This window comes from Caballeronia sp. LZ008, from assembly GCF_031451435.1.
Lineage (GTDB): Bacteria > Pseudomonadota > Gammaproteobacteria > Burkholderiales > Burkholderiaceae > Caballeronia > Caballeronia zhejiangensis.
On the sequence record NZ_JARUXK010000003.1, the window covers coordinates 1244043 to 1257269 of the forward strand.

The window sequence follows — 13227 nt, forward strand, 5'->3', positions numbered from 1 at the left end:
AGAGAAGATGCCAGCAGTAGGAGGAGGACCGTCGCCGGAGCAATGGAAACGAATGAGCAAGAAGGAGAAAATTGTCTATTGGCTCTTCGTCGGCGCTGCTATGGTATTCGTTGGTTACCTAGTCATCGAAAAGCTTCTAAGTTAGAAACATGAAACGACAAACCCGGCCGCAGCCGGGTTTGTCGTTTGTAGCGTCGTTCAAGCTGTACGGCCCCGCCCACCCGGTGCGTCTGCTGCGCTCGGGCTTCAGCCCTACGGGCTTACGCTCCGTGCTCGCAGCCGCCCCTCCCGTCCGCCCCCGTGGGGCTCCCCATCTTGCGCCGCTGCGCGGCGAAATCAACAGCACAAGAAAAGCGCGGTTTGGCATGCGGTGCAAGCCTAAAACCCGTCTTGCACCGCATGTCCGAGCGTCTAAGAACCTGTGGCCGTCAAGGCCAAGCCCTTCGGGCGCTGCGCGGCCTTGACGGGTTCGGCGTGGTCGGTGTGCGGAGGCCGAGTTCCGCCGCGTCTGCCGTCGCACTTCGTGCGCCGTCAGCCACGGCGGGACGAATGGTTCGTCATGCTGGTTAATTGAGATGGACGCAGAGCGTCATCTGGCAAACTCGCGTCTTGAGGCCCAAAACCGCGTCGGGGGAAAAAGTTGCAGGGTGTCAGGTGCGTCGGAGAAAATCGGGTTGCAAGTGGTTGGCGCGTCAGGAGAAATTGCGATTCGACAACGGCGGGCGCGTCGGGCGTTGGCAAGTGGAAGGAAGGTGGCGAGTATCGGGTTGCGATGCATATCGCCGGTGGGGCGGCGGTGGCGGGACTGGGTGGGGGAAGTGTTGCGAGCGCGGCGCAGGGTGCGGCAGGAGCGGGAATATCGGCGGCGGCGGCGGGTAAGCTCAATGAGTTGAGTCACGACATCGCGGCATCGAGTCCGACCGGCAACGCGGATGCGGATCGGGCGCTGGGTAACATCATTGCGAACGTGCTTGCGACGGGCGCGGGAGCGGCGGTGGGAGGTTCGACGGGAGCGGCCACTGCGTCGAGCGTCGATTTATACAATCGGTCCGCTCATGATGGTGCAGGCGGTGACAAGAAGCCGAAGGATCTGGTTGCGCAGGTGTGCCCGGCCACCGTGCAATGTAGTGACGCAATGCTGAGTGCTGCGATTCAGGCGCAAGGGAACGTGGCACAGCAGGCGTCGGGGGCGATATCACCGAATTATGCGACTGTCAGTGCTTCATCGTTATCGGGCAGTGTTGGAGGTGCGGTTAACCTTTACGATGGGACAAGATACGTATCTGCTGGGGTTACCCAGACGTTCCCACCGGGTTCTTGGTCTCCCGGCTTTACAAGCAGCCTTGGCTGGATATTCGGTGCGCGCGATGCAAGCTCAACGAATGCATTTATGAACGGAGACGGAAATCAGGCATTTGTTTCCATTCCGACTCCATGGAAAGTCAATGCGTTCGGTGCGGTAACGCATGCCTACGGAGGAGCGACGGCGGTCGAAATAGGGGTAACGACGCCGTCAGGATTTACGTTTGGCGTTACTCCGTGGAGCCACTCCGTTCCGATAGGAGGTTCCAAGCAATGAAGGGGGTTTTATGAGAGGACCCACTGACGAAGAGTGGAAGCGTATGAGTCCAGGAGAGCGGCGCGCCTACTACGTATTTGGAGCGATCGTTCTGGTCATCTTGGGAGGTTTGTTGATTGAAAAGCTTCTAAGTTAGAAACATGAAACGACAAACCCGGCCGCAGCCGGGTTTGTCGTTTGTAGCGTCGTTCAAGCTGGGGTAATGATGAGCCGTCCGTCTTCCACCTGAACGCACACGCGGCTGCGCGGTTTGAAGCCGGCCTGAGCAAGCCACTTGCCCATGAGCCGGATGTACGGCACGGGAATGGGCCGTTCGTACTTGCCACGATTGTGAGCGGTCTTGATGTCGCACTCACGCACAGCGGCGTCGCAGATCATGAAGCGTTGGGAAACGCTCAAGTTTGATTTAAGATCGGTATCAGCCATGATTAGCTCCCTAATTGAGCTGGTTGTGGTCAGCGGGTCGTATCGGTTGCAGCCGTTACGGCCCGCGCTTCGTTTACGGATTGAAACTCTCCTCTTTAGCGGCCTTTGCGCGGCTTGCGTTCGGCGGTTTCGGCTGCCGTGACGCGCGCAATCGCGCCGGTCACTTGGCTCTTGACGATCAGCGCATCGAGTAGTTCGCGAGCGAGCTGCTGCTCGTGCTCGGACATGCGCGAAATCGTTTCGAACTGATAGCGCAGCGCCTCATCGGGGCCGCGTTCGCCTTCATCAAACACCAGTGCATCGGCGCTCACGCCTAGCGCAACAGCCAGTCTTCGAATCGTATCAAGAGTGGGTTGTGAAGCGCCGCCTTCGTAGCGGTGAACCTGAAGCACGGACAGTCCGACGGCATCGGCCAAGCGATACGTTCCGGCTCGGGTACGCGAACAAGAGCCTGACGTATCGCTTGCCGCCGAGTTACTCGCGCGAAGGAAAGGAAGTGCGCGCGAAGTTGCAGCGTGTGGGCGTGTATCGGGAATCGGGCCATGAACACTTGAACGGGTGTCTGGTGGTGCCGGTGGCGGATCTCGATTCGGGCGCGGGGTTTGGCACAGTCCGACAGATGTACGGGCGTCGGATCGCAGCGGGTCACAAGATTCCGGCGAGCCAGCCGCGGCATATGTACCCGGCGTCGCGCTCATAGCAAGCCAAGCGGCGGACCTACCGTTATCGCATGGCGGTGCTCGCCCCTACCCTCTCGTTGCTGGTTCCCGGTGGCAAGCCATCCGTTCCGCTACGTAACGACATTCCACCGCCAATATTCACCGGGCACACTCTTCCGCGTCGATGACATCGCGATCGGCAACGCTGGAACGCGCGCGGCTTCGACGGCAAGCAGATGCTAACGGGCGAGCGCGACTTCCACTGGCGTAACGAAATGCAAGCGCCGCTCGGGCAGTCGCACCAATCTCTCTACCCGATCATCGACCGTCCGCGATGACCACCTCGCGCCTCCCGTCAGCCCGAGCCACATGCATGTCGCAAACACGGCCTTGCATATTCCCCGCTGCCGTCCTATCCGGACAACCGATAACGCCCGCAAGCCCCTCGTCAAACGCCCCTCCGATTTCCTTCGTGTATCCTCTCGGGCATGGCGACGACCCTGAAAACACCGGAAAACGCATCAGACACCGACGCGGCGAACCAGCCGATCGAAGTGCGCTTTCGCATGCGCATCACGAAAGGCGAGACCATCGCCATCGGTCCGGGCAAGGTGTCGCTGCTCGAAGCGGTGCGCAAGCACGGCTCGATATCGGCGGCGGCGCGCAGCCTCGACATGTCGTACCGGCGCGCGTGGCTGCTCATCGACGAGCTCAATCGCTCGCTCAAATCGCCCGCGACCATCTCCGAACAAGGCGGGCAAAGCGGCGGCGGCTGCGTGCTGACGCCCGTCGGCGAAAGCATCGTGCGGCTTTATCGCGATGTCGAAACACAGGCGCAAGCCGCGTGCGCCGAGCAGATCGAATCGCTCACGCAGTTGCTCAAGCCCTAACCGTGTCGTAAGCAGAACGCCGACGGCGGCGGCGCGCTCGCCTGACCGCCACGCGCGCGAATCGTGAGCCGTCCGACGAACTCCACGAAACTCGCGACGCTCGCGGTGCGCAACGGCGAATACTCGACGCCATGCCGGTCGCAGACGCGCTTGAGCATGCTCATCGAATCGTGATCGATGCAATCGACGGGAAACAGCACGACATCCGCGTTCGGCAGCGCGGCCGCGAGCAAGCCCTTGCGATCTTCGATGCCGCCGTCATGGACGATCAGCTCGCCGCCCGCGGCCTCCACCAGCGCCTTCAGCACCGCATTCGAATTCGGCCTTCCGCCGACATAGACGATACGCCTGCCGCTCACCCATTCCATCGCGCGTCGGCGCACGTCGGGGCGATCGCAGGCACCGAGCGTCGCGCGTTCCAGCGCCGCGCACTCGGCCTGTACGACCTTCAGCAGCGCCTGAACTTCGCCCAGCTTGTTGCGCAATGCGCGTGTCTCGTCCTCGTCCCGGAGCGCGCGCTGCTCGGCGGCTTCGCGGCGGCTCGTGTGCAGCGCGAGCCTGCATTCACCGTCCTCGATTTTTTCGCGCAGGCGCTCGACTTCGGCTGCGAGCTGCGCCGTCGGCAAATCCGCCTTGCGTTGCCCGAACGCTGCGAGTTGCAGCGCGTGCTCGCTCGCCTGTCTGACGGACGCATCGCGTTCCGCGCTCAGTTCGAAAAGACGCGCCTGCTGCCGATCGATCTTTTCCCTAAGCTCCTGATTCTCCGCTTCGAGCGCGACGAGCCGCCGGATATCCGCGCGATTCGCCGCGCCGACGAGATGCGACAGCATATGAAGTTCGCCGAACGCGGACTGGCGCACTGCGATCGTCGCGTGCGGATGCGACATCACCGCCCAATACGCGGGCGGAATATCGCCGGACTTCAGCGCCTCGTTCCACAGATCGAGCAGCGCCTGCGTATCGCGCGCGGCGTCGAAACGGCGGATCGCGCCTGAATAGCGTTCGTCGAGCGCCTTGTTCAGCGCCTTCGCGCCCGCGCCGCCCGCGATCGCGAGTTCGACAGCGGCGTGATGAATCTCCAAGTCGCTCGCGTGATGGCGGTCGAGATCGGTGAATTTGGGCACGAGCTTGCGTAGCTCGCCCGTCGAAAGACAAGTGCCGATTACCGAGCAATGCAGATGCGAATCCAGTTCGGCAAGACGCGCGCGACGACGCGAGGCGCGAAGATCGGATTCGGTCGGCTGACAGCACGCATCGCGTAGGCCGGGCGCGCTCGAGCGTGCAAGTTGAAACGGAGGGGTCCGCATGATCACCTCGTGCTTTCGTGTTTCGCAATATACCATCGAATATAACGATGACTCAAAGCCGAGGCGATGCGCGAGTCGGGGGCCGTATCCCGCGCGCGCGGTCCGGACACGGCGTATCCTTGTGTCCTTCGGCGCGTCAGGCCGGCCGGACAAGGCCGCGTCCGCAAGGCACGCAGCCGGACATTTCCCATCGCGACGAATTGCTCAACAGGAGAATCTGAATGGCCAGGGTTGAAGTCAAGGTTCCGCAGCTTTCCGAATCCGTCACCGAAGCGACGATGTTGCCGTGGAAGAAAAATGCGGGCGACGCCGTGGCGCAGGACGAAATCCTCATCGAGCTGGAAACGGACAAGGTCGTGCTCGAAGTGCCCGCGCCATCGGCCGGCGCGATCGTGGAAGTGCTGAAGAAAGCAGGCGACATCGTTCACGCGGACGAAGTCATCGCGGTCATCGATACGGACGCGAAGGCATCGGCATCGGCGCCCGCGTCTGCACCCGCTCCCGCTCCCGCGTCTGCCCCGGCGCCTGCGCCTGAAAAGCCCGCCGCCGCGTCAGGCCAGAAGGCCGATTTCGACGTGATCGTCATCGGCTCCGGGCCCGGCGGCTATATCGCCGCGATCCGCGCCGCGCAGCTCGGCCGCAAGGTGGCGTGCGTCGAGGAATGGATCAACCACGCCGGCAAGCCGAAACTCGGCGGCACCTGTCTGAACGTCGGCTGCATTCCGTCGAAGGCGCTGCTCGCGTCATCGGAGCAATTCGAGAAGGCGCAACTCCATTTCGACGAGCTCGGCATCAACCTGGACAACCTTTCCGTCGATGTCGGCAAGATGGTCGGCCGCAAGGAAGCGATCGTCGAGAAGATCACGGGCGGCGTCGAGTTCCTCTTCCGCAAGAACAAGATCACTTGGATCAAAGGTCACGGCAAGCTCGCGGGCAAGGACGGCGCGAACTTCAGGATCGACGTCGGCGGTGAAACGCATACCGCGCAGCATGTGATCATCGCGACGGGCTCGAAGGCGCGGCATCTGCCGAACGTGCCGGTCGACAACAAGATCGTCTCCGACAACGAAGGCGCGCTCGCCTTCACGTCCGTGCCGAAGAAGCTCGCCGTGGTCGGCGCGGGCGTGATCGGGCTGGAGCTCGGCTCCGTGTGGCGCAGGCTGGGCGCGGAAGTGACGATTCTCGAAGCGCTGCCCGAATTCCTCGGCACGACCGACTCCGCGCTGCAAAAGGAGGCCGCGAAGCTCTTCAAGAAGCAAGGTCTCACGATTCATCTCGGCGTGAAAATCGACGGCGTGAAGACGACGGATTCGAGCGTCTCGATCTCCTACAAGGACAAGGACGGCAACGCGCAGACGCTCGACGCGGATCGTCTGATCGTGTCGATCGGCCGCGTGCCGAACACGGACGATCTCGGTCTCGATTCCATCGGCTTGTCGGTCGATGAACGCGGCTTCATTCCCGTCGACGGCCATTGCGCGACGAAAGTCCCGAACGTCTACGCGATCGGCGATGTCGTGCGTGGCCCGATGCTCGCGCACAAGGCGGAGGACGAAGGCGTGCTGGTCGCGGAGATCATCGACGGGCAGAAGCCGCACATCGACTACAACTGCATTCCGTGGGTGATCTACACGCATCCGGAAATCGCGTGGGTCGGGCAGACGGAGCAGGCGCTGAAGGCGGAAGGCCGCGCATTCAAGGCCGGCCAGTTTCCGATGCTCGCCAACGGCCGCGCGATGGGCATCGGCGAAACGGACGGCTTCATCAAGATCCTCGCCGATGCGAAAACCGACGAGATTCTCGGCGTACACATCATCTCGGCAAACGCGTCGGATCTGATCGCGGAAGCCGTCGTCGCGATGGAGTTCAAGGCGGCGAGCGAGGATATCGGGCGCATTTGCCACCCGCATCCGTCGCTGTCGGAAGTGATGCGCGAAGCGGCGCTCGCCGTCGACAAGCGCGCGCTGAATATCTAAACGCGCCGCGCCATCCACACGCGCAACAGCGAGTAAAGCCGGTCGATGTCGATCGGCTTCGCCAGATAATCGCTCGCGCCCGCCGCGAGGCATTGCTCCTGATCGTCCTTCATCGCCTTCGCGGTGATCGCGATCACCGGCAGCTTCTTGAAGCGCGCGTCCTCGCGGATACGCCGCGTCGCTTCGAGTCCGTCCATGCCGGGCATCATCACGTCCATCAACACGACGTCGATGTCCGGATTCTTGTCGAGCGCCTCGATTGCCTCGAAACCGTTGCGGCCGATATCCACCTTCAATCCCTGATGCTCCAGCGCGCTCGATAGCGAGAAGATGTTGCGAATGTCGTCGTCGACGAGCAAAACGCGGCGGCCATCCAGCACGCGGTCGCGCGAGCGCGAAACATGCAGCATCGCCTGACGATCCGCGGAAAGATCCGTCTCGACCTTGTGCAGGAACAGCGTGACTTCATCGAGCAGACGCTCGGGCGAACGCGCGCCCTTGATGATGATCGACTGCGAGTAGCGCATCAGTTCCGCTTCCTCGTCGTGCGTCAGATTGCGGCCCGTGTAGACGATCACCGGCGGGAACGAATACGCGTCGATCGCGGCCATCTGGCGCAAGAGGTCGCCGCCCTGCATATCGGGCAGCTTCAGGTCGATGATCATGCAATCGAAGATCGTCGTCTTCAGCAGTTCGAGCGCGTCGCGGCCGAACTCGACCGGCGTGATCTCCACGTCCGTATCGCTGATGAGTTCGACGATGCTCTGACGCTGACGCGCATCGTCCTCGACGAGCAGCACGCGCTTGATCTTCTGGCTGCTCTTCTCTTCGAGGCGCCGGAAAATCGCCGTCAGTTGCTCGCGCGTCGTCGGCTTCACCGCGTAACCGATCGCGCCGAGATGCAGCGCGGCCTCGCTTCTGTCCGACGCCGACACGACATGCACCGGAACGTGCCGCGTTTTCGGATTCGCCTTCAGTTCCTGCAGCAGCACGAGCCCCGAGCGGTCGGGCAAGGCGATGTCGAGCAGGATCGCGTTGGGCGCGCTGTCCTGCGCGAGCTTGAGCGCCTCGCGCGCCGTGCCGCTCACGATGCATCGATAACCCAGTTCGTGCGCCAGATCGAGCAGCACTTGCGCGAAGCCCGGCTCGTCTTCGACCACGAGCACGAGACGTCGGCCGGGCGTGACATCGAAGCGATCGTCGTCGATGACGTGGAGCGCTTCGATCGGCGCCTCTTCTTCGACGACCACGGGCGCGGGCGCTTCCGCTACGGCGCTCGGCAACGCGTCGGACGCACCGTAGACGAGCGGCATCGTCAGCGTGAACGTGCTGCCGGCGCCCTGCGCGCTGCGCACCGCGATATCGCCGCCGAGCAGATGCGCGAGACTGCGCGAAATCGACAAGCCGAGACCCGTGCCGCCGTAGTGACGGCTCGTGGTGCCGTCGGCTTGCTGGAACGCTTCGAAGATCGCTTCGAGCTGATCCGGCGCAATGCCGATGCCGGTATCCGTCACGACGAACTGCACCGCGCCCTCGCCTGCGCGCTTGAGCGTGAGCGAGACCGCGCCCGCATCCGTGAACTTGACCGCGTTCGACAGCAGGTTCTTCAGAATCTGTTCGAGACGGCGGAAATCGGTCGTGAGCGTCGGATAGTCGTCGATATCGTTGCGCAGTTCGAGCCGGAGCTTCTTCTGCCGCGCGAGCGGATCGAAGGTGCGCGCAAGCGAATCCATGATGCGCTGCAAGGGCACGTCCTCGATATGCAAATCGAGCTTGCCCGCCTCGACCTTCGAGAGATCGAGAATGTCGTTGATGAGATTGAGCAGATCGTTGCCCGCGGAGTAAATCGTCTGCGCGTACTTGACCTGGTCTTTCGTCAGATTGCCGGGCTTGTTCTCCGACAGCAGCTTCGCGAGAATCAGCGAACTGTTCAGCGGCGTGCGCAGTTCGTGCGACATGTTCGCGAGAAACTCCGACTTGTAGCGGCTCGCGCGCTGCAGCGCTTCGGCGCGCGTTTCGAGTTCGCCCTGCGCGGCATTGAGCGCGACGTTGCGTTCGTCGAGCACGCGCGCCTGTTCCGCGAGCCGATCGTTGGTCTGTTCGAGTTCGGCCTTCTGATTCGCCAGATAAACGTGCGCCTGCGAAAGCGCGGTCGTCTGCTGTTCGAGTTCCTCGTTGGTCGTGCGCAGTTCTTCCTGCTGCATCTGCAGCTCTTCGTTTAACTGCTGCGTTTCTTCGAGCACGCGTTGCAGGCGCTCGCGATACTGCGCCGCCTCGACGAAATCGCCGATATTCCCCGCAATCGACTTCAGGAACTGCTCGTCGCGTTCGGTCAGCTTGTGCATCGCGCCCAGTTCGATGGCGCCGTTCGCCTGGCCTTCGTTCTCTATCGGCACGATCGCGAGACTCGCGGGCGCGCTCGCGCCGAGCGCCGATGTCACCTTCCAGTAACCAGCGGGCACGTCGTTCATGCTCGTCAGCTTGCGCGCGTGCACCGCCTGCCCGACGAGGCTTTTCACGCCCGCGAGCGATTCGGGAACCGGCGCGCTGTCGGGATCGAAGCCGAAGCTCGCGGTGCGCTTCAACGCGCCGTCGGCTTCGAGCACATAGAACGCGCCCATCGAAATCTTCAGGTAATCCGCGAGAAAATCGAGGATCGTCTGACAAAGCTGATCGAGCGATTGCCGGCCGATGACCCTCTCTGCAAGCAGCGTCTGCCCTTCGCGCAGCCAGGCCTGTTCCTGAAGCGCGCGCGTCTGCCGTTCCTGCTCGCCGATCGCCGTGCCGAACGCGCTGGAAAGCTGCATCAATTCGCGTCTGCCGAAGATCGCGAGAATCACGGACAGCGCGAGACTCAGGATCAGGAAGACGACGACGGTGATCGTCGTGAGCTGTTTCGCCGATTCCACGCGCTGCAGCCGCAAGGCCTGCTCGATGTTGAGAAACGCGAAAAGCTCGCGCTCGGTCTCCGCGCGTTCGGCCGATCCGCGCCCCGCGCGCACCAGCGGAACGGAATCCTGCGCGCGGCGGCGCGCATCGATGAGCTCGTCGGCGACCTTGTCCCACTGCGTCTGCAAGGCGCGAATGCGAATCAGGCGATCGACTTGCGGCGCGTTGTCGGAGACGAGATCGGCGAGCGTGTCGATATCGGCGCTGAGCTTCGGCTTCGCGGTGTCATACGGCGCGAGAAAGCTCTCGTCGCCGGTAATCAGATAGCCGCGAATCGCGCTTTCCTTCTCGCTGACGAGCCGGCCGATTTCCTGCGCATTGCCGATCACGCGCTCCGAATGCTCGACCCAGTTGATGCCCGACAGCAGATACAGCACGAGCGCGACGAACGCGACGGCCGTCACGACGCCCGTTCCGAGCGGCAGCGCGATGTTGCGAAAGAGGATGCGACGAAAGCTGGCCTCGTCGACGCCGGACCGCAATGGCATAAACAGCTCCGATGTGGCGTGAAGGTCGCGTGCCGGGCAGATGTCTGGAAGCGGCCCGCACGACGGCGACGATCGCGAAAGTTGTAGTTCTTGTTTCAGCCGCTGCGCATGATACCCGGTTCGCCCGCGCCGCGTAGCGGGCCTCCGGCACGCTCGCGAAGCGTCGCATCGCTTCCTTTCAGCACATTCGTTCGAATGCTTTCATCGCGCTGAACGCCTGTGCGGAGCGCCCGCTCAGCGCGCGTCGAGAACTATTTTTTTCCGCATTGCGTTTATTAATTATAGGTACATATAATAAACCAGCGTCGAAACCGGTGGGCCCCCGCTTCGCGTGAACACCGGCATGTCGCCGGCCTGGTGACAATGGACGGCGAAGCGCCGTCGACAACGAGGAGTTGGTCATGTCGCAAGCAGAGCTTCACACCGGCCCGGCATTCCCGCCGCGCGCCGGGCATTCGACGGCGTCCGATCGGGGCGATGCGTGGAGCGGGAGCGTGCCTGTCGAGGAGTTCATCGACGCGCACCGCTTCTCGCGCTTTCAATGGACGCTGATGGGCGTGTGCTTTCTGATCGTGCTGATCGACGGCATGGACACGGCGGCCATCGGCTATATCGCGCCGGCGCTCGTCAAGGGCTGGGGCATCACGAAGGGCGCGCTCGCGCCCGTTCTAAGCGCCGCGCTCTTCGGGCTCGCGGCGGGCGCGGTCGTTTCCGGGCCGGCGGCCGATCGCTTCGGTCGGCGCGCGGTGCTCATCGCCGCGACCGCCTTCTTCGGCGCGATGAGTCTCGCGACCGCGTTCTGCGGCTCGGTCGAATCGCTCGTCACGCTGCGCTTTCTGACCGGCATCGGTCTGGGCGCGGCGATTCCGAACGCGATCACGCTCGTCTCCGAATACGCGCCGGCAAAGAGCCGCTCGATCATCGTCAATACGACGTATTGCGGCTTCACGGTCGGCGCGGCGCTCGGCGGCTTCATTTCATCGTGGCTGATTCCCGCATTCGGATGGCATAGCCTTTTCGTCGTCGGCGGCGTGGTGCCGCTCGTGCTCGCGCTGTTCGTCGCGATGCTCGTTCCGGAATCGGTGCGCTATCTCGTCAAGCGCGGCGCGTCCAAAGAGAAAATCTGGGCGCCGCTTTCGAGGATCGCGCCGCTCGATCTCGCGCGCATCGATTCGTTTCGTCTGTCCGAGCGCACGCGAACGCACGCGAAATCGTCGGTCGGCGCGATTCTCTCGCGCAATTTCGTCGTCGGCACGCTGATGCTGTGGCTCGTGTACTTCATGGGCCTCGTCATCTTCTATCTGCTGATGAGCTGGATGCCGCTGCTCATGAACGAAGCCGGCTTCACGCCCGAGCGCGCCGCGCTGCTCACCGCGCTCTTTCCGCTCGGCGGCGGCATCGGCACGATCGCATCGGGGTGGCTGATGGATCGCTGGAACGCGAACGTCGTCGTGATGCTCGGTTATCTGCTGACCGCCGTGCTGATCTTCGTGGTCGGGCAGGCGATCGGCAGCATCGGGCTCGTGAGCGCGCTGATCTTTCTCGCCGGCACGACGATGAACGGCGCGCAATCGTCGATGCCCTCGCTCGCCGCGATGTTCTACCCGACGCAAAGCCGCGCAACCGGCGTTTCGTGGATGTATGGCGTCGGGCGCTTCGGCGGCATCGCGGGCGTCGCGCTCGGCGGATTGTTCGCGCAGTGGAAGCTCGGCCTGCCGGCGGTGTTCGCGCTGCTCGCCGTGCCTTCGGTGATCGCGGGCATCGCGCTGTTCGTCAAGCTGAAGGCGCACCCGGAGACGGAACGCGCGTGATTCTCGCGGGCCGCGCACGACGCGCGGTCCGCTTCATCTCTTTGAAACGACAGGAAGCAAAGATGAGTCAGGAACTGGAAGTGTTGACCGGCAAGCTGCATGGCCTCACCGCCGCGCTCAGCGTGATCGCGGCGGCGTTGCCGCAACAGGCATCGGCGGATGTGCAGGAAACATTGCGCGACATGATCGGCGAAACGGCATCGTCGGACTTGCCCGGCGCGACGCTCGCATCGATGCATTCGACCATCGCGCAAGTGATCGAGTCGATGGAAATCGGTTTGCGGCGCTGAACCTTGCTTTTATGCGGCGCGTGCGGAGCGCGTCGTCTTCGGCTTCGCGACCTTCTTCGCGCTGGCCGGAGATGACGCGCTCGCCTGCGCCTCCAGACCGCCGACGATGAAGTTCGTCAACTGCTCCAGCGTTTCGTTCGCGTCCCACGGATCGCACGCGCCCTTGGCGAGCACGTCGAGACGATGCGTGTCGGAGAACGCGTAGAGATACGCGCCGATCATCATGGTCACACGCCAGTAGAGATCTTTCGCGGGCAGGCCGGGCAGCGCGGCGCGCAGCGCTTCGACGTAGGCATCGGTCGAATCGCCGTAAGCGGTGCTGCGCAGGCTGTACGAGATTTCGGGCGGCTCCGTGTGCAGGCGCGCCTGCAGACGAATGAACGCGCGGCCGCCGTCCGTCTTGCGCAGCGCGACGAGCGGCAGCAGAAACGCGCGCACGATATCGCGCACGTTCGCCTCTTTTCCATCGATCAGTTCATTGAGCAGCGTCACGCGCTCTTCGGAGATCAGCATCGCGCGGCGCAGGAACACCTGCTCGAAAAGCTGCTGCTTGGTGCCGAAGTAATACGTGATGAGCGCCTGCGTGACGCCGCACGACGCGGCCACTTCCTTGAGCGATGTGCCCGCGTAACCGCGCTGCGAGAAATCGACCTCGGCTGCGTCGAGGATGTTCTCACGTTGATTGATATTGCCCGCCGGGCGGCCAAGCCGCTTGCGCTTGCTCGATGCGCCGTGTGCGCGGACGTGAGTGGTGTCGTCTTTCGTCATGCCTGAGCGATGCTGCCGATGAAGTGAGAAGCCGGTTCGCTTCGTATTCTACGGGCGTTTGAGGCATGCTCCAGCGAATTCGTC

At 63.1% G+C, this 13227-nt stretch carries 10 protein-coding genes; 5 read left to right on the forward strand and 5 right to left on the reverse strand.

Features of this window, described 5'->3' with window-relative positions:
• Positions 1–772: 772 nt before the first annotated feature.
• Positions 773–1579: a polymorphic toxin type 22 domain-containing protein gene (locus QCE49_RS24610; protein ID WP_250481987.1), complete on the forward strand. Its 807-nt coding sequence runs from the start codon at positions 773–775 to the stop codon at positions 1577–1579.
• Positions 1580–1768: 189 nt separating this feature from the next.
• Here the strand turns inward: QCE49_RS24610 and QCE49_RS24615 are convergent, their stop codons facing one another.
• Positions 1769–2005, reverse strand: coding sequence for a SymE family type I addiction module toxin (locus QCE49_RS24615; RefSeq protein ID WP_250436910.1), 237 nt, complete (start codon positions 2003–2005; stop codon positions 1769–1771).
• 95 nt (positions 2006–2100) lie between these two features.
• Entirely contained in the window at positions 2101–2421 is a 321-nt protein-coding gene (locus QCE49_RS24620) for a helix-turn-helix domain-containing protein (protein WP_250436911.1), read from the reverse strand.
• A 731-nt stretch (positions 2422–3152) separates the two neighbouring features.
• Here QCE49_RS24620 and QCE49_RS24625 point away from each other — a divergent pair.
• Complete coding sequence (locus QCE49_RS24625; RefSeq protein WP_008349149.1) at positions 3153–3554, forward strand: winged helix-turn-helix domain-containing protein; 402 nt, start codon at positions 3153–3155, stop codon at positions 3552–3554.
• Here the strand turns inward: QCE49_RS24625 and QCE49_RS24630 are convergent.
• Positions 3551–4861: a DUF2325 domain-containing protein gene (locus QCE49_RS24630; protein WP_250460631.1), complete on the reverse strand. Its 1311-nt coding sequence runs from the start codon at positions 4859–4861 to the stop codon at positions 3551–3553. The genes QCE49_RS24625 and QCE49_RS24630 overlap by 4 nt on opposite strands.
• A 221-nt stretch (positions 4862–5082) precedes the next feature.
• Here QCE49_RS24630 and lpdA point away from each other — a divergent pair, with 221 nt between their 5' ends.
• A complete protein-coding gene (lpdA, locus tag QCE49_RS24635; protein ID WP_250460633.1) occupies positions 5083–6837 on the forward strand; it encodes a dihydrolipoyl dehydrogenase in 1755 nt (584 codons plus the stop codon).
• On the opposite strand, the gene QCE49_RS24640 is transcribed toward lpdA, so the two are convergent.
• The gene (locus QCE49_RS24640) at positions 6834–10274 is read right to left on the reverse strand and encodes a response regulator (RefSeq protein ID WP_250481988.1); all 3441 of its coding nucleotides are present in this window, start codon (positions 10272–10274) and stop codon (positions 6834–6836) included. The genes lpdA and QCE49_RS24640 overlap by 4 nt on opposite strands.
• A gap of 401 nt (positions 10275–10675) precedes the next feature.
• Here QCE49_RS24640 and QCE49_RS24645 point away from each other — a divergent pair, with 401 nt between their 5' ends.
• Together QCE49_RS24645 and QCE49_RS24650 are read left to right on the forward strand one after the other, a co-directional pair.
• Positions 10676–12085, forward strand: coding sequence for an aromatic acid/H+ symport family MFS transporter (locus QCE49_RS24645; RefSeq protein ID WP_250460637.1), 1410 nt, complete (start codon positions 10676–10678; stop codon positions 12083–12085).
• Between the two features lie 62 nt (positions 12086–12147).
• On the forward strand, positions 12148–12375 hold the full coding sequence (locus tag QCE49_RS24650) for a hypothetical protein (RefSeq protein WP_033536506.1): 228 nt from the start codon (positions 12148–12150) through the stop codon (positions 12373–12375).
• Positions 12376–12384: 9 nt separating this feature from the next.
• Here the strand turns inward: QCE49_RS24650 and QCE49_RS24655 are convergent, their stop codons facing one another.
• Complete coding sequence (locus QCE49_RS24655; protein WP_175982681.1) at positions 12385–13143, reverse strand: TetR/AcrR family transcriptional regulator; 759 nt, start codon at positions 13141–13143, stop codon at positions 12385–12387.
• Positions 13144–13227 lie beyond the last annotated feature (84 nt).